17 protein-coding genes are annotated in these 16,793 nt (G+C 70.5%); 5 read left to right on the top strand and 12 right to left on the bottom strand.

The window, feature by feature from the left end:
• Window positions 1-161 precede the first annotated feature (161 nt).
• The 7 genes from LMI96_RS13785 to LMI96_RS13755 form a co-directional block, all read right to left on the bottom strand.
• Window positions 162-443, bottom strand: a complete 282-nt coding sequence (locus LMI96_RS13785; RefSeq protein ID WP_223723142.1) for a WXG100 family type VII secretion target — start codon at window positions 441-443, stop codon at window positions 162-164.
• 11 nt (window positions 444-454) lie between these two features.
• Window positions 455-772, bottom strand: coding sequence for a WXG100 family type VII secretion target (locus LMI96_RS13780; protein WP_223723141.1), 318 nt, complete (start codon window positions 770-772; stop codon window positions 455-457).
• Between the two features lie 40 nt (window positions 773-812).
• Window positions 813-2,132, bottom strand: a complete 1,320-nt coding sequence (locus LMI96_RS13775; protein ID WP_228361894.1) for a hypothetical protein — start codon at window positions 2,130-2,132, stop codon at window positions 813-815.
• Window positions 2,132-3,352: a S8 family serine peptidase gene (locus LMI96_RS13770; protein ID WP_223723316.1), complete on the bottom strand. Its 1,221-nt coding sequence runs from the start codon at window positions 3,350-3,352 to the stop codon at window positions 2,132-2,134. The genes LMI96_RS13775 and LMI96_RS13770 overlap by 1 nt, the downstream gene beginning before the upstream one ends.
• A 62-nt stretch (window positions 3,353-3,414) precedes the next feature.
• Window positions 3,415-3,801: a hypothetical protein gene (locus tag LMI96_RS13765; protein ID WP_228361893.1), complete on the bottom strand. Its 387-nt coding sequence runs from the start codon at window positions 3,799-3,801 to the stop codon at window positions 3,415-3,417.
• 114 nt (window positions 3,802-3,915) lie between these two features.
• A complete protein-coding gene (locus tag LMI96_RS13760) occupies window positions 3,916-4,206 on the bottom strand; it encodes a WXG100 family type VII secretion target (RefSeq protein ID WP_223723138.1) in 291 nt (96 codons plus the stop codon).
• Window positions 4,207-4,242: 36 nt separating this feature from the next.
• Window positions 4,243-4,563 (bottom strand): WXG100 family type VII secretion target, encoded by a 321-nt coding sequence (locus LMI96_RS13755; protein WP_223723137.1) that lies wholly within the window; start codon window positions 4,561-4,563, stop codon window positions 4,243-4,245.
• A gap of 287 nt (window positions 4,564-4,850) precedes the next feature.
• Between LMI96_RS13755 and eccD the strand changes: the two genes are divergently transcribed.
• From eccD to LMI96_RS13740, 3 genes are read left to right on the top strand one after another with little or no spacing between them, the layout of a single operon-like run.
• Window positions 4,851-6,179, top strand: a complete 1,329-nt coding sequence (gene eccD, locus LMI96_RS13750; RefSeq protein ID WP_223723136.1) for a type VII secretion integral membrane protein EccD — start codon at window positions 4,851-4,853, stop codon at window positions 6,177-6,179.
• 4 nt (window positions 6,180-6,183) lie between these two features.
• A complete protein-coding gene (gene eccB / locus LMI96_RS13745) occupies window positions 6,184-7,518 on the top strand; it encodes a type VII secretion protein EccB (protein ID WP_223723135.1) in 1,335 nt (444 codons plus the stop codon).
• A complete protein-coding gene (locus LMI96_RS13740) occupies window positions 7,515-8,831 on the top strand; it encodes a S8 family serine peptidase (protein ID WP_223723134.1) in 1,317 nt (438 codons plus the stop codon). The genes eccB and LMI96_RS13740 overlap by 4 nt, the downstream gene beginning before the upstream one ends.
• A 27-nt stretch (window positions 8,832-8,858) precedes the next feature.
• Here LMI96_RS13740 and LMI96_RS16360 read toward each other — a convergent pair whose 3' ends face one another.
• The 5 genes from LMI96_RS16360 to LMI96_RS13715 form a co-directional block, all read right to left on the bottom strand.
• Complete coding sequence (locus tag LMI96_RS16360) at window positions 8,859-9,884, bottom strand: FHA domain-containing protein (protein ID WP_308015774.1); 1,026 nt, start codon at window positions 9,882-9,884, stop codon at window positions 8,859-8,861.
• 116 nt (window positions 9,885-10,000) lie between these two features.
• The gene (locus tag LMI96_RS13730; protein ID WP_228361892.1) at window positions 10,001-11,386 is read right to left on the bottom strand and encodes a glycine--tRNA ligase; all 1,386 of its coding nucleotides are present in this window, start codon (window positions 11,384-11,386) and stop codon (window positions 10,001-10,003) included.
• A gap of 107 nt (window positions 11,387-11,493) precedes the next feature.
• Complete coding sequence (locus LMI96_RS13725; protein WP_228361891.1) at window positions 11,494-12,057, bottom strand: hypothetical protein; 564 nt, start codon at window positions 12,055-12,057, stop codon at window positions 11,494-11,496.
• Between the two features lie 149 nt (window positions 12,058-12,206).
• Entirely contained in the window at window positions 12,207-12,782 is a 576-nt protein-coding gene (locus LMI96_RS13720) for an HhH-GPD-type base excision DNA repair protein (RefSeq protein ID WP_228361890.1), read from the bottom strand.
• Between the two features lie 51 nt (window positions 12,783-12,833).
• The gene (locus LMI96_RS13715) at window positions 12,834-14,156 is read right to left on the bottom strand and encodes a glutamyl-tRNA reductase (protein ID WP_228361889.1); all 1,323 of its coding nucleotides are present in this window, start codon (window positions 14,154-14,156) and stop codon (window positions 12,834-12,836) included.
• Window positions 14,157-14,242: 86 nt separating this feature from the next.
• Between LMI96_RS13715 and hemE the strand changes: the two genes are divergently transcribed.
• Both hemE and hemG read left to right on the top strand, forming a co-directional pair.
• Window positions 14,243-15,328, top strand: a complete 1,086-nt coding sequence (gene hemE, locus LMI96_RS13710; protein ID WP_374197928.1) for a uroporphyrinogen decarboxylase — start codon at window positions 14,243-14,245, stop codon at window positions 15,326-15,328.
• Window positions 15,325-16,782: a protoporphyrinogen oxidase gene (gene hemG, locus LMI96_RS13705; protein ID WP_228361888.1), complete on the top strand. Its 1,458-nt coding sequence runs from the start codon at window positions 15,325-15,327 to the stop codon at window positions 16,780-16,782. The genes hemE and hemG overlap by 4 nt, the downstream gene beginning before the upstream one ends.
• Window positions 16,783-16,793 lie beyond the last annotated feature (11 nt).

Below are 16,793 nucleotides of genomic sequence, written 5' to 3'. Positions count from 1 at the left end.
ACAACAGTGCCATCAGCGTATCGTTCGCGGCACGAACTCCCGCGGCCATTGACAGATGCCGCGGCTGTCCGTCGTCGCCGCCCGTACACACGCGGAAAAAGGGAGTGCGGCTGGTATCGGACGGAACCGACGCCAGCCGCACGGTGGTGTTGCGCCGCGTGTCAGCGGTTGAAGAGCTTCGCGGACCGCTTGTCGGTTTCGACGTAGCCGTCCGAGATCTGCTCCGTGGCCGAAGCGATGCTCGCCAGCACCGACTTCATCTGCTCGAACGTGACCGACCACGACCGCTGCGCGTTGTCGTAGGCCACGCGTGCGGCGCCATCCCAGTTTCCGCGCAGGCGGTTGGCCTCCTGCTCGAGGCTGCGGAGAGCGGACTCGATGCGCTGGCTCTCGCTGCGCAGCTGTGCCGCGGACGCGGAAAGCGCCGCGGGGGAGACACTCATATCTGCCATGATTACTGCCCTCCCATCATCGAACCGAGACCACTGATCGTGGACTGGTGCTGCTCCTCGAGCGCGGTCTGATCGCGGTGCGTGCTGCGCAGTGCCTCTTCGAGGTGAATCAGTGTCTGGTTGATGCGGTGCGCACCCGCCGTCCACGAGTTCATCATCTCGGTGTACGACCTCGACGCATCCCCCTGCCAGATCGACTGGATCTGCTCGAGCTCTGCCTGCACGCGCCGAGTGGCGTCGGTGATGTCGAGGTGGGTGCCGGAAACGGCCTCCGCACCTCGCAGCAACGCGCCCTCGGTTGCGGAAATCTGGTTGCTCATGACCCCTCCTCACATTCCTGCTTCGCTCGTTCGAACATGGTCAGTCCCTTCCCCCCGAGCCCGCGTTCTCCGAACGCGGACCGAACTCTTCATCGTCCTCGAGCTTCGGCGCGATCGGACCGCCCAGGCCCCGCCCCTTTTGCTCTGAGCGACCGCCGCCGCCGGGCGCACCGCCGCCGCCCATCATTCCGGTTCCGCCGCGCGTGCCGGCGCCCGACTCTGCTGCCGCGCCGGCCGCGCCCGCACCGGCGCCGCCTCGGCCGAGCATCCCGCCCGAGCCCGATGCGCCGCCCGCGTTGGCCGTCAGGCCACCCGCGAGCCCGCCGCGGCCCAGGCCGCCCGCACCGCCCAGACCGCCCGCTCCGCCGGCTCCATCGAGCCCGCCACCGAGGCGCCCGAGGCCACCCGCGGCCGCGCGGCCCAGGCCACCGAGCGCTGCGGCGCCGCCACCTCCGGCGATCAAGCCGGACGTGAGCCCGCCTCCGCCGCCGAGCCCGCCGCCGAGTCCCCCGCCGAGACCGCCTCCACCGCCACCGCCGGAGCCTCCGGGCGGTACCGTTCCGATGATCGGGCCATCGGGCGTCGGAGTGACGTATACGGGGTCGTTCGGAGTGATCCACACGGGCTGCGGCAGCGTGTGCAACGTCGGCTGGTCGTTGATGCCGGGGTCGCTGATCACGCCGCCCGTGTCATTACCGATGCCGGAGAAGTCGCTGCCGCTCCCGCCGGGCATGTTGTAGTCCGGGTACTGCTCGTAGCTCGGGCCTCCGCCCGTTCCAGGCCCGGTGACGGAGGGCGGCGTGCCGCCGCCCTCCCCGCCGTTTCCGCCGTCGCCGTCTTCAAACGACCGGAACTTGGGCGGGGGTGAAAGAGTCTGCCCGTCCTGGTCGAGGCGGTTGCTCATCTCCTCAACGGCCTTCTGCGCCTGCTTCTCGCGCTGATCGCCCATGAACCAGTTCGCCGCGGCAATGGCCCCTTCGCCCGCGATAACGGAAAAACCGCCGAACACAACCGTCGACCCGGCCGCAGCGGCTCGAATCGCCGTCGTCTGCTCGGGCGAGAGCCCGCCGGAGTCGAGTTGTGACAGCATCTGCTGCGCTTCGTCTCGGCGGCGGTTGGCAACTTCGACGACCTCAGGCAGGTTATCGAGGTAGGCGATCATGTCCTGCACAGATCCGCGGGCCTCGTCCAAACCGCTGATCGCGGCCGTATCGGTATCGCCTGTGAAACCCGTGTCGCTCGCAACCCTCGTCATCAGCGTGCTCAGTTGCTCGAGCGACATCTTGACTTGTCCGAGTGCGGGCAGCTCCCACCGCGCACCCTCCGCGATATTGCGCAGCGCCTGTTCCCAATTGCTCATTACTGCCCCCTTCGGTTGACGCGGTGACTTCTTCTGACGAGCACGATCGTCAGGACGATAGCGAAGATGATCACAACGGCGACGACGACTCCGCCTATGACGAATGCGCCGCCGAGTGCCGCATCGGCGTTCTCTTGAGGGTCTGCGGCGGGTAGCGATGTCGACTCGGGAGCGGACGAAGGCGTCCCCGGCGTCGCCGAAGCGGCGGCGATCGATTCGTCCGTCGGATATTCCGAGCCCTTGCCGAGCGCGATGTTCTCGTCGTCGTACTGTCGCGGATCTTGGCTGAGCGCACCGGCGAGAGACGCGATGCCATACCCGTACCCGCTGTCAGCACTGTATTCGAGCGGGTGGGCTTCGCCGCCCGTGGTGTGCGCCAAGGACTGCATGAGCTGATTGTTCGTCGCGTCCGGATACTTCTGCTTCGCGGCGGCGAAGATTCCCGCGATCAGCGGGGCAGCGAACGATGCCCCGCTGGTTGTCCGCGTCGAGTCCCATCCGTCGGCGGTGCCGAGCGTTGCCAGGCCCCCGCCCGGTGCCGCCAGCGTCACGTCCAACGACACGTTCGGGACCTGAAGGCTGTTCAAGAGCAGCTGCTGGTTCGCATCGACGGCATTGGCCGCCACGACGCCGCGGAACGACCACGGCGTCGTGCCTCCTTCGTTGGCATCGTTGGGAACTGCAGCGATGACGGGCACCTGCCGGGCGATTGCTTGAGCGACCACGAGGTCGTCTGCGTTGCCGACCTTGCCGCCTCCGATGGAGGTGGTGATGATGTCCGCGCCATCATCCAGGGCCTTCTGCATGAGCCAGGCGTTCCCGGAGAGATCGGCTGCTTCAGCTTCGGGGCGGGGCGCGCAGTCCGACTCGGTCGGTCCGCTCGCGTAGAACGTCACGGACGCGTCGGGAACGATGCCGCGGATGCCGGAGGCACCGGACCCATTGCCGATGAGCATCGCGGTGATGGTCGTGCCGTGGATCGAGTCGCCGGTGGGGCTGCTGTCCGTCGGAGACGCGGTTGCACACGCCGATTCTGGCGAGACGGTGAGGTCTGTGCCTTGCAGGTCGGGAACGTCGGGGTTGATCTGAGCGTCGATGACGGCGATCTTCACGCCCTTGCCAGTAATGCCTTCCGCGTGCACCTGGTCTACGCCATAAGCGTCGTACCACCAGTTCGCGTCGGCAGGCGAGGCAGCCAGGGCCGGAGCTCCTGCGAACATGCTCACCGTGATGACGGCGAGAGTAGCTCCGAACGCGATGTGACGCGGCGTCCGCGACGAGTTCACCACTTCTTGGAACCGGTGTTACCCGGTGCGGGCGGCGTGCCCGGCGCCGGGGATGCGGACGGTGCGGCGACGACATCCTGGACGAGGGCGTCCGCCTGACGGGCGGCCAGCGAGTCTGCACCCTCCGTTTCTTGCATCGACGCGGCGGCCTTCTGGAACGCAGCCGCGTTTGCCTCGACGAATTTACGCACGCTGTCAATCTCGTTCGCGAGCTGGCTGGCCACCGTACTCGTCAGCTGCTTGCGATAGTTGGCCTGTGCGGGCTCCTCCCCAGCGCCCTCGACCTGTCGAACCGCGGCCCGGTCGGGGATGGTCGCGGCCTGCTCGAGCAGCTTGGTGATGTTCTGCGTGAGTTGGTCGAAGTTGATGCCGATGAAGCTCATCTGTGTTTCCCCCGGTGCGCGCGGTCCTGCGAAGACGTGCGGCTGTGACGTAGTGAGTTGCGGGTGTGGGCCGAGGTCGCTCGAAGCGGCCCCGGCCCACAGGTCCTGCGGTGCTTAGAGCGCGAAGCGCCCTGCGGCGGACTTGTCGGTCGAGACGTAGCCCTGCGAGATCTCTTCGGTCTTCGAGGAGATCTGCTCGAGAAGCGTGTTCAGCGCGACGAGCGACTGGTTCCACTTGCGCTGAGCGTCGTCATACGCGGTCTGTGCTTCACCGTTCCACGAGGAGCGGAGCTTGCCGACCTCGGACTCGAGCTGCTCGAGCTGCGACTTGATGCCGTTGGCACCACTACGGATCTGCTGAGCGAGAGCGATGACCTGCTCCGGACGAACTGACATCGACTGCATGTTCGAAACCTTTCCTGTTACCTGAGCCGCGAGGCGTCAGGAACCCATCATCGACGACAGACCGGAAATGGTCTGCTGGTGCGACTCTTCGGACGCGGCCTGGTCGCGCTCGGTGCCCGACAGGGCTTCTTCGAGCGTGACGAGAACCTCGTTGAGCTTCGTGGTCTCCTGGTTCCACCGCTGCATGAGCTGCGTGTAGGCACCGGCGGCCGCGCCGGTCCAGAATCCGGCGACCTGCTCGATCTCGCCACGGACCTTCTTGACCTGCTGGTCGACACCGGCCTTCGCCGTGTTCACTGCCTGAGCGCCGCGCTTGAGCGCGCCCTCTTCAGCGGAAATCTGATCTGCCACGTTCATCCCCCTCTTCCTGTTCGATGGTCGTTACCTGGAGCCGGCCACGCCCCCACGAACCGGAAGCAGCAAACCAACCAAGGAAACGCTAAGCAACCACCGGGCGTTCTGCCAGTTGTGCACAGCACGATCCGATGAGATTTCTCTCACATTGACCCTGGTTTACGAACTGAGCGCAAGGGGCAGATCGATATTCGGGTCGAACAGTAGACTGACCGCGCGATCCGTCTGCCTGCGCCGACCGGATGGCATCAGGGATCACGTCGAGGGGGAACTGCACTGTGGCCCAGACCATGAGCGCGCCACGAGCGCTGCTGCGTATTTCGGTGCAGAGCGAAGGCCGTCGCCTCGACATCGGCGTGCCCGCCCAGGTGCCGCTGATCGAGTTCCTCCCGGGCTTCGCGCGGAGTCTCGGAGTCCTCGACCCCACGATGACCTATGCCGGCTACGCCCTGCAGAAGGCGGACGGCTCGGTTCTCGACGTCGCCCAGGGCGCAGCCGCCCAGGGCGTCGAGGACGGCGAGGTGCTGACGCTCGCGCGTGGCGGACTCCTCGCGGCACCCCGTGTCTACGACGACATCGTCGAAGCCGTCATCGACGCCACCGGGCGCCAGAACAAGCCGTGGAGCGCGCAGGACAACGCGCGCACCGCGCTCGCGGTCAGCCTCACCCTTCTGGGGCTATGTGCCATCCTTCTGCTCTCCGCCGGTCGCGGACTCGGCGTCGGCGCACTGATCGCCGGGGGTGGCGCCGTGGTGCTGCTCACCGTCGCCGCGGTCGTCGGGCGCCTCGGTCAACGCGAGGCCGGGCACGGCCTCGGCGTCGCTGCGGCCGTCTTCGCCGGTCTGGCCGGATACCTCGCCGTTCCAGCCGACCTCTCTCTCTGGGGCTGGCCGCTCGCTGCTGCAGGGCTCGCGGCGCTGGTCGCGGGTGGCACGGCCCTCGCGCTCATGCCCGACCGAGCCGAGGTGCAGCTCGTTCCGCTGGTTGCCGGCGGGATCATCGCCCTCACCGCCGCCGCATCGGCACTCCTCCCCGGAGTGGATGCCGGCGCGTACGCCCTGATGATCGGCATCGTCGCGACCCTCGGTGGCGCGCTGCCGTGGCTCGTGCTGAGCTCGACCCGCATCCGGGTCATCTCCCCCCAGAGCGACGCCGAGATCTTCGACGACCCGGTGCCGATCAACGCCAAGGATGTGGCGCAGCGCGCGGCGCGCGGGCAGCGCACGCTCGTCGCACTCCGGATCGCGCTCGGCGTCGCGGTGCTCGCGGCCACTCCTCTGGTGGCAGCCCACAACGCGCTCGGGGCGGCGCTCACCACTCTGGCGTTCCTCGCGATGATGTTCCCCTCTCGTCAGGCCTACGCGCGAAGCAGCGTGCTGGCGGTCATGGCCGTGGGCGCGATCGGTCTCGCCGTGTCGGGGCTCACCGTTTCGCTCGCACAACCGGGGCTGCGGACGGTGCTGATGATCGTCATCGCAGTCGCGACGGTCGCGGTTGTGACGATCACCATCCTGTCCCCGCGTGCGCGGACCCGCTTGACCCGTCTGGCAGACACCGCCGAGCTGTTGGTCCTTGCGGTGCTTCTCCCGCTCGGCGTGCTCGCCGCCGGACTGGCCTGACCCGATGGCGACCAAGAACGACCTGATCGAGGCGCAGACCTTCTCGCGCCGACGCCTCCTCACCGCTTTCATCAGCGGTGCCCCCGGCGGGAAGGAGCTGGAGCCCACGGCTCCGCTGCGTGCCGTCATCGCGGCCATCGCGCTCACCGTCGCCGTGATCCTCGTGGGCGTTTTCTGGGGCCTCATTCGCCCCGGTCTGCCCAACGGGTGGGAGAACGGGAAGCTGATCCTCGTCTCCGACACCGGAGCGCGGTTCGTCACGGTCGAAGGAGCGCTGCATCCGGTCATCAACACGGCGAGCGCACGTCTCCTGCTCCCCTCCGAGGACTTCGCGGTGATCTCGACCGACCAGTCGAACCTGCAGGGCGTCGCTCTCGGGTCGACGCTGGGTATCGTCGGTGCCCCCGACGAGCTACCCGCCCCCGACCGACTGCAGAACGCCGGGTGGAGCGCGTGCGTCACCGACGATGCCGGCGTGGACGTGCAGATCGGTGCCGCGTCCGCCGAGGCGGCCGCGGGACGAGCGGTCGTGGTGGAATCGGATGGCGAGCGGTACGTCATCGATGGCGAGCGCAGCTACGCGGTCGGTGCCGGCGAGAGTGACGCGATTCTGCGCGCCGCGGGCATCACGGCGCTCAACCCGGTCGACGTGTCATCCGACTGGCTCAATCTGTTCACTCCGGGAACCCCGCTCGAGCCGCTCGTGGTTGCGGGCAAGGGCAACGTCGTCCCGGGCGCGGATCTCGCGGTCGGCGACGTCGTGCACCTGACGGGCACGGCCGAGACCGAACGTCTCCTCGTGCAGAGCAACGGCGAACTCGCCGAACTCAGCCCGCTCGCGTGGCAGTTGTACCAGCTGGGTGCAGGAGCATCGGCGACACCGATCGACGTCTCCGGCGCCGACATCTCGGGTCTCGGCACGAGCGCGCGACCGGCGGGCGGCGAGGACTGGCCCGCCTCCGGATTCCAGTCGATCGACGGTGACGAACGCGCGTGTGCGCTGCTCGTCGACGACGGCACCGAGGCGCACTCCGTGCTGGCGGTGCAATCGGCCGACACCGAGGCCTCCGCCGGTGTGCACGTCGAACCCGGCACGGGTGCGCTTCTGCGCGCGGGTGGTCGCGGTGAGCAGAGCACCGGCATCGTCACCCTCGTCGACGCAACCGGCACGGCGTACCCGCTGCCCGGGGCGACCGAGGAGACGGTCGCCCGTCTGGGCTACCAGGTCGCCGACATCGGGCCCGTCGGAGATGTCTGGATCGATCTGCTGAAGACCGGCCCGGCGCTGTCGGAAGACGCCGCGGGGACGTCGCCGTCGATGGCGACGCCGGCCGGATGAGTCGCGTCCCGCGCGCCCTCGCGCTGATCGTCGCGGCGGGTGTCGCGACCGGAGTGTTCGTCGCTTCCCCCGCGCAGGCCGCTCCGCCGGTACGCACGGCGGCTCAGGAGCAGTGCACGGCATCGACGCGGATCACCGACCCCATCCCCGCGCTCGACCTGATGCAGAGCACGCTCGCGTGGGATGAGACGCGCGGCGAGGGAGTCACGGTCGCCGTCGTCGACTCGGGCGTGAACGCCGCCAACCCGCACCTGCGGGATGCCGTCTCCGGTGGAATCAATCTCGTGGGCGACGGAACCGACCCGTCCGGGCTCACCGACACCTACGGGCACGGGACCGCGATCGCCGGCCAGATCGCCGCTCGCCTCATCGACGGATCGTCCGTGGAGGGACTTGCCCCGGCGGCCCGCATCCTCTCGGTGCGGGTGTTCGCGGGAGTCGAGCAGCAGCAGGTCGAGGCCGGTCTCGGACCGTCGACGCCCCGCCTGGCGGACGGCATCCGGTGGGCAGCGGATCAGGGTGCTCAGATCATCAACGTCTCGATGAGCACGACGCAGGATGCGGCGGTTCTCCGTGACGCGGTGGCCTACGCGACCGAACGCGGAAGCCTGATCATCGGCAGCTCCGGCAACCGGGACTCCACGCTCGCGGTCGAAGAGAACGACACCGACGGCGAGCGGTATCCTGCCGGGATCCCCGGTGTGCTCGGGGTGGCCGCGGCGGATCTGGGCGGCGTCGTGACGGATGCCAGCATCCACGGTCCGCACGTCGCCGTGAGCGCGCTCGGACAGAACATCATGACGACTTCGTTCGTCGGCGGCGACTGCGCCTACGCGGGCGACACCCCGGCGACCAGCTTCGCGGCGGCGTACGTCTCGGCTGCGGCCGCCCTCGTCGCGTCGGCGCACCCGAACGAGACCCCGGCCCAGTGGGCGTACCGGCTCGAGGCGACGGCGGTCCGTGCCGATCCCGACGCGCGCGACGACACGTCCGGATGGGGCATCGTCCAGCCCTACGAGGCGATCGCGCTGATCCCGGGTTCGGGCATCCGCGGCCCCGCCAGCCCGTTCGTCGACGCTCCGTCCGACGAGGCGACGCCGGTCGCGGCGGCGCCGGTACGCGTCACGAACGAGCCCGCACTCGACGCGGAAGCCACGATCATGGGCTTCTCCATCGGCCTCGGTGCGCTCATCCTGCTCGCTGCGGCCGGTGCGATCGGTGTCTTCATCGCTCGCCGGCGCGGAGAACGGACGGCCTCGAGCGCTCCCGTGGGGCGCGGCCTCTACCGCGACGAAGAGACCCGAGCGGGCTGACCGCGGCCGGGTCGGTCGGTCGGTCGGTCAGACCGTGGTCTGGCGCAGCACGACCACGGCGTCACCGAGCACGAACCGCTCGGTGACGGATGCGGTGCCCTCGGCAGGCAGGATCTGCTCCACGCCGGCCGCGTCGACGACCGCGACACCGTTTGTCGACCCGAGGTCGGTGATCGACCAGCTTGCGCCGTTCCACTCCACGCGGGCGTGGTTCTTCGACACCGTGCGGGCCTCATCCGAGACGGCGACGTACTGCGCTCCGGGCTCCGTCGCCGAGGGGTTCCGACCGAGAACGATCACCCGTGCGGTGACGGGCGCGGTCTCGCCCGTCGGCAGCAGCAGTTCCCAGGCGGCGGGTGCGCGGACGACGGCAGTCGCATCCTCGCCGCCACGGCGCGCGCGGCGCGTGAGCGGAGCGGGCTCCTCGAGCATCTCGACGGGGCGGGCCGGGGGTGTTGCGGCCGCCGGGACGACCGGCGCCGGGGGAGCGGGCGGAAGAGGGCTGGCCGTCGGGGCGGGCGCGGCGAGCGGGGTGGAAGCCGCCGGTGCGAGCTGTGCGGGGGCTGGCGGAGCGTCGATGATGGCGCCGGCGGGGCGCGGCGGCGCGACGGAGGCGATCGCCGCGGCCGGGGTGGGGAAGGCGACTCCCGGCGCGGGGGCTGCTTCCACCGGAGCGGCGACGGGCGCCGGCGTGCGGGTCTGCGCGGCGAGCATCGCCCACACCGGAGGCAGGATGACCGCGAGGACCGTGGATCCGACGCCGCGGCCGGCTTCCGCATCCAGGCGCCGCGCGGCGATCCCCTTCAGGACGAGCGCGTACACGTTGACGATCGGCACGAGGAAGAGGGCGACCTTCACCGGATCGACGCGGCCGAGGCGGAGCACCTCGGCATCGTTCATGAACGGCACCCATGCACGCCAGGTATCCGTCTCGTGCTGGGCGAAGACGCGTGCGAGGCCCAGCGCGTACCAGATGTGCCAGCCGGCGGCGACGATGACGCCGAACACGGCCACCACGATCACGATGGTCAGAGCGACCGTGCTGTCGTCCACTGCTTCTCCGCTTCCCGATGGGCCGCGCCGCCCGAGGCCCCACCGCTCACGCTACCGGGCCTCATCCGAGGGGCGGAGCCCCTTGCCTTCTCGCAGGGAGACCACTTCGGATGAGGTCAGGCGCCGCGCAGACGCTCCGCGAGGTAGGCGTGCAGGTCGCCGAGCGGCACACGCTCCTGCGACATCGTGTCGCGGTCGCGTACGGTCACGGCCCGGTCGTCGAGCGAGTCGAAGTCGACCGTCACGCAGAACGGCGTGCCGATCTCGTCCTGCCGGCGGTAGCGGCGACCGATCGCGCCGGCGTCGTCGAAGTCGACGTTCCAGTCGGTGCGGAGGTCGGCGGCGACGTCGCGCGCCATGGGCGACAGTCGCTCGTTGCGGCTGAGGGGCAGCACCGCGACCTTGACGGGAGCCAGGCGCGGGTCGAGCTTCAGCACCGTGCGGGTGTCGACCCCGCCCTTCGCGTTCGGCACCTCTTCTTCGCGGTACGCGTCGACGAGGAACGCCATCATCGAGCGGGTGAGGCCGAACGACGGCTCGATCACGAACGGCACGTACTTCTCGCCGCTGGCCTGGTCGAAGTACGACAGGCTCTGACCGGATGCCTCGGAGTGGTTCGTGAGGTCGAAGTCGGTGCGGTTGGCGACCCCCATGAGCTCGCCCCACTCCTTGCCCGGGAAGCCGAAGCGGTACTCCACGTCGATCGTGCCCGCCGAGTAGTGCGCCCGGTCGTCTTCGGGGACGTCGTACTGGCGCATGTTCTCGGGGTCGATGCCGAGATCGAGGAACCAGTTCCAGCACGCCTCGACCCAGTGGCGGAACCACTCGTCGGCCTCGGCCGGCGGGGTGAAGAATTCGATCTCCATCTGCTCGAACTCGCGGGTGCGGAAGATGAAGTTACCGGGGGTGATCTCGTTCCGGAACGCCTTTCCCACCTGGCCGACGCCGAATGGCGGCTTCTTGCGGCTCGCGGTGAGCACGTTCGAGAAGTTCACGAAGATGCCCTGGGCGGTCTCGGGACGCAGGAAGTACAGGCCGGACTCGTCGTCGACGACCCCGAGGTAGGTCTTCACGAGGCCGGAGAACGCCTTCGGCTCGGTGTACTGACCCTTGGTGCCGCAGTTGGGGCACGGGATGTCGAGCAGGCCGTTCTCGGCCGCGCGACCCTTGCGGGCCTCGAAGTCCTCGATCAGCGTGTCGGCGCGGAACCGCTTGTGGCAGTGCAGGCACTCCACGAGCGGGTCGGTGAAGGTCGCGATGTGCCCGGATGCTTCCCACACCCGCTTGGGCAGAATGACCGACGAGTCGAGGCCGACCATGTCGCCGCGGCCGCGCACGAACGTCTGCCACCACTGCCGACGGATGTTCTCTTTCAGCTCGGTGCCGAGGGGGCCGTAGTCCCAGGCGGAGCGGGAGCCGCCGTAGATCTCGCCCGCCTGGAAGACGAACCCGCGGTGGCGGGCCAGGGCGATGACTTTGTCGAGACGGGACTGCTCGGCCACGGTGGCTCCAATGGTCGGAAGAAAGGCGCGGGGAGGCGGACGCCGATGGCGTCGCATGCTTCGATTCTAGTCGGCCGGGTTCGGCCGGGTTCGGCCGGATCGGCGGGTCAGTCGCAGGCGGCGGCGGTACGGGCGGCGATGACGCCCTCGGGGTCGTCGAGCTCTTCGACAGCGACACCGATCGCCGCGCCGAGGGCGAACCCGATCGTTGCGGTGGTCTGGTCGGGCGCTGCGGTCGGTGCCGGGGTCGCCGCGGGAGTGGCCGCCGCATCCGGGGTGCCGGTGGGTTCGGGCGTCGCGTCGGTCGTGGGGATCGCGGATGCGGGCCGGTCGGCGTTGCAGTTGATCGCGGGCAGGGTGATCACGATCTCGGCGCTCTTGCCGGCGGCGACCTCGATCGCCCCGCCGTCGGCCTTGCGGCCGATGCCCTCGAAGACCGGGGCGTCGATGCGCAGGCGGGTGAGAGCGAGGTCGGCCGCGGTCGAATTCACGATCCAGACGCGGGCCTCGTCCGCCGTCTGCGCGGGAGTCGCGGGCAGAAGGGTCGCGGTGACACCGCTCGGAAGCGCCGTCGCACTCGGTGCCGGGCGGGGCTGCGCGTTGCACGCGGTGAGCACGAGCGCCACGGCGAGCAGGGCGATCGCCCCGGATGCGGCGTGCCGCCGGGTCATCTGGTCACCCGCGGGCGTGCTCGGAGGGTGCGTGCAGCGGGGTGGTGTGAGTGGGTTCTTTCGCGCGCCGGTGACGGCGCCTCCCCCGGAAGCGGCATGCGTTCAGGGTAACCGGAGGCACGCTTTGAGTCCGCTGAGCGTCCCGGCGATCAGTCCTTCGCCGCCTTCGCCGCGGCCTTCGCGGCACGCTTGTTCTCGCGCACCTCGGCGAGGGATTCGGGGCTCGTGATGTCGGCGACGCTGCGGAACGAGCCCTCTTCGCCGTACGGGCCGGCGGCCTTCCGCCACCCTTCGCCCGCGAAGCTGCACTGCTTACCGAGGAGTGCCAGGAAGATCTTCGCCTTCTGCTCGCCGAATCCGGGCAGAGCCTTCAGGCGCTTCAGGACTTCGGGTCCGGTCGGGTTCCCCTCCGTCCACAGGGCGGCCGCATCGCCGTGCCAGTTCTGCACGAGGTCGGCGCAGAGCTGCTGCACGCGCCCTGCCATCGAGCCCGGGTATCGGTGCACTGCCGGGGTCTCGGCGAACGCCGCCGCGAACTTTTCCGGGTCGTACTCCGCGAGCGTTCCCGCATCCACCGCGCCGATGCGCTGCTCGATCTTCAGCGGTCCCGCGAACGCGGTCTCCATGGCGACCTGCTGGTCGAGGAGCATGCCGATGAGTAATGCCAGGGGGTTCCGGGTGAGCAGGTCGTCGGCAGCGGCGTCGTCGGTGATGTGCAGCGTCATCGCCCTATCGTCCCACCGGGCGCGCCCGTCGGAGTGCTGTGCCCGCAGCTCTCAGCCGGCGAGATCGGTGCGGTCGTCCTGCGCAGGGCTGTCCATCGAGAGGGACGCGGCATCGACCTGCAGGCCGAAAAGGGCGTCGAGTGCGTCGAGATAGGCGTCGGCCCGGCCCTGCTCGGCGAGCTCGTGCGCGCGCATCGTCGGGGTGTGCAGCAGGCGGCCCATGAGGTGCCGGAGGGCCTGTTCGGTGCGTCCGTCGTCGCCCTTCGCGCGAGCGCGCTCGATCTCTGACTCGAGCAACGCCGTCGCGTGCGAGCGCAGCGCGACGACTGCCGGCGCGAGCGTGCGGCGCTCGCCGACGACCGCGAATCGCCGGGCCGCGTCCTGCACGAGGGCGCGCGCCGCATCCGTCGCCTGCAGTTCCTCGAGCGGGGCGTGCAGGCGGATCGTCTCGAGGTCCAGTAGATCGGTGTGCGGGACGCCGGCGACATCGGGGTCGACATTGCGGGGGAGGCCGAGGTCGATGACGAGACGGCGTCCGCCCTCGCGCCCGACCGGGCAGCCGGCGGCGCCCGTGGCGCCGCCCCCGAGGATCGCGGCGTCGAGCACATGGTGTTCGGCTGTCGTGCACGTGATGATGAGGTCCGACATTCGCGCCGCCGACGGGTAGGCGTCACGGTCGGCCCAGGCGATGGCGTGCTTGTGGGCGAACTTCTCGCCGCGGCCCGAGGGCGAATGCACCGTGATGTCGGTGACGCCGCGGTCGCGGAGGGCGGCGAGGGTCGCGGCCGCGTACGAGCCGGTGCCCACGAGCAGCACCCGCTGACGGCTCCAGTCGGTGATGCGGCTCGTCGCGAGATCGAGAGCGAGGCGTACGAGCGAGCGGCCCGCGCGTCCGAGCGCCGTCGCGTTCTTCACGTCGCGCTGCGCCTCGGACGCCCGCTGGAAGAGACGCTCGAGCTCCGGAGAGGTCGTGCCGTCCGAACGCGCCTCGGTGAGCGCGCGTCGCACCTGCCCGGCGATCTCGCCCTCGCCGACCACGACGGACTCGAGACCCGCGGCGACGGCGAACAGGTGCTCGGCGACCGCGTCGCCGGAGATCACCCGCGACGACGACGTGAGCTCATCGGCCGCGACTCCGGTCGCGTTCTCGATTGCGGTCATGGCGGCTTCGAGGGCGACTGCACCGGCCGCGGTGACGGGCTCGTCCATGTCGACGTAGGCCTCGAACCGGTTGCAGGTCGCGATGACCACGGCACCCTGCACGCACTCGTCGTGCGAGGCGATTAGCGGGGCGATCGGGGTGGTGTGGATGCTGAGCCTCTCGAGGAGGTCGAAGGACGCGGTCTTGTGACTCGCGCTCACACACAGCAGCACCCCCACATTCTACGCCCCGCTCCGCGGCGGCGGCGGAGGCCCCCGCATCCGGGCGCCCGGTCAGGGACCAGTGCGAGGATGTCGGCGTGAGCTCCCTGCCTCCGTCCTCGTCCGTCGTCGACTCCGCGCCCGCCCCCGCCGGGCCGTCCGCCTCCGCCCTCGTGCGCGCCATCCGGGGCGAGCGCACCGACCGGCTCCCGGTCTGGTTCATGCGCCAAGCGGGTCGCTCGCTGCCGGAGTATCGCGAGCTGCGGGTGGGAACGCACATGCTCGACGCGTGCCTCACGCCCGAACTCGCCGCCGAGATCACGCTGCAGCCGGTGCGCCGCCACGGCGTCGATGCGGGCATCTTCTTCAGCGACATCGTCGTACCGCTCCGCCTCGCGGGGATCGCCGTCGAGATCGAGCCCGGCCGGGGCCCGGTGTTCGCCGACCCGGTGCGCACCGCATCCGATGTCGCGAAGATCGTCGCCGTCGATCCCGAGCAGGTGGCGGCGGCGGCACAGCCCATCCGCGACGCCGTGCGCATCGTCGTGGGAGAGCTCGGCGACCTGCCGCTCATCGGCTTCGCGGGAGCCCCCTTCACGCTCGCGGCCTACCTCGTCGAGGGCGGGCCCTCGAAGGAGCACCTGCGCGCCCGCGCCATGATGCACGCCGACCCGGAGTCGTGGCACGCGCTCGCGGGCTGGCTCGCCCGGGTGTCGCACGCCTTTCTTCGCGCGCAGACGGATGCGGGCGCCTCGGCCGTGCAGCTGTTCGACTCGTGGGCGGGATCGCTGTCGGTGGCGGACTACCGTGCGTTCGTCGCCCCGCACTCGCGTGCGGCGCTCGCCGGCATCGACACCCCGCGCATCCACTTCGGCGTCGGCACGGCGCATCTGCTGCGCGACATGCGCCTCGACGGTACGGCGGATGCGGTCGGCGTCGACTGGCGCACTCCGCTCGATGAGGCGGCCGCGGTGCTCGGCCCCGACATCACCGTGCAGGGCAACATCGACCCGGCGCTGCTGCATGCGCCGTGGCACGTCGTCGAAGCGCACGTCCGCGACGTGATCGCGCGCGGCGCAGCGGCCCGCGCGCACATCCTGAACCTGGGTCACGGCGTTCCCCCCGACACGGATCCCGACGTCCTGACCCGCATCGTCGCGCTCGCGCACGAGGTCTCGGCGTGACCGAGCCGCTTCCCGAGTTGATCGCGCACGCGCGAGACACCCGGGTCGTCGTCGTGGGCGGGGGAGTGGGCGGCCTCGTCGCCGCACTCGAACTCGCGAAGGTCGGCATGCCGGTCACGGTGCTGGAGGGTTCGGATCGGGTGGGCGGGGTGCTCCGTTCTGCCGAGGTCGCCGGGCTGCGCCTCGATGTCGGAGCGGAGAGCTACGCGACCCGCGGCGGCCACGTGCGCGCCCTGATCGACGAGCTCGGGCTCGCGGACGCCGTCGTGTCACCGTCGGCGCACGGGGCGTGGGTGACCGGGCTTCCGGGCGGGGGTGCCGCGCCGATGCCGGCCGGGGGCGTGCTCGGCATCCCCGACAACCCGTGGGATCCGGCCGTCCGGCGCGTGATCGGCTGGGGCGGCGTCTGGCGCGCCTACCTCGACCGCCTTCGCCCGCCCCTCACGATCGGGCACGACCGCAGCCTCGGCACTCTCGTGCGCTCGCGGCTCGGCGCGAAGGTGCTCGACCGGCTCGTCGCGCCCGTGACGAGCGGTGTCTACTCGGCGCGCCCCGATGACATCGACGTCGACATCGCCGCTCCCGGGCTGAATGCCGCGCTCACCAGGGCGGGTTCCCTGACGGGCGCCGTGGCGCAGTTGCGCGGCGGCCGACGGGTGGTGCCGGGCGGTGCGGTCGCCGGTCTCGACGGAGGGATGACGCGGCTGGTCGACGCTCTCATCGACCAGCTCACGCTTCTCGGCGTCGACATCCGCACGGAGACACCGGTCGCCGGAATCGATCGCGTCGACGACGCGTGGGTCGTGCGCGCGGGAGACGACGTCCCCGCCGATGTCGTGATCGTGGCCGTCCCCGAGGCGGAGGCGCGGCGGATGCTGACGCCTCTCGTGCCCGCGCTCGACGCCCGGACCGCCGAGGCGCCCGTGGTCGAGATCGTGACGCTCGTGCTCGCCGCATCCGTTCTCGATGCGCACCCCCGCGGCAACGGAGTGCTCACCGTGCCGCACTCCTCGCAGGCCAAGGCGCTGACCCACGCCACCGCGAAGTGGGACTGGGTCGCTCGCGCGGCGGGGCAGGGCGTGCATGTCGTGCGGGTATCGTTCGGCGCGCAGGGCGAGGCGCCCGCCTCCGAGACGCTCGATGACGCGGATGCGGCCGCACTCGCGCTCCGCGAGGCGTCCGTGCTGCTGGGTGTTCCGCTCGACGCGGCGCAGCTGCGCGGTGCCCACCGTGAGCGGTACGTGCAGTCGCAGCCCGGTTCCGTGATCGGGCGGGCCGCGGCGATGGCCGCCGCCCGCGGAGCGATCCGCGCCGTGCCCGGGCTGGGCGCGGTGGGCGCGTGGCTCAGTGGCACAGGTCTCGCCCAGGTCGTGCCCGACGCGATCGGCGAGGCCGACCGCGTGCGCCGCGCGGCGCTGTTCGGATCGATGGGTTCCGCACCCCGCGCGGACTGATCCGGATGCGG

Origin of the sequence: Microbacterium sp. cx-59, assembly GCF_020805625.1 — a bacterium.
Taxonomy (GTDB): Bacteria; Actinomycetota; Actinomycetes; order Actinomycetales; family Microbacteriaceae; genus Microbacterium.
The sequence above is the reverse complement of the archived record's forward strand: the minus strand, read 5'-3'. Positions and strand labels throughout refer to the sequence as shown.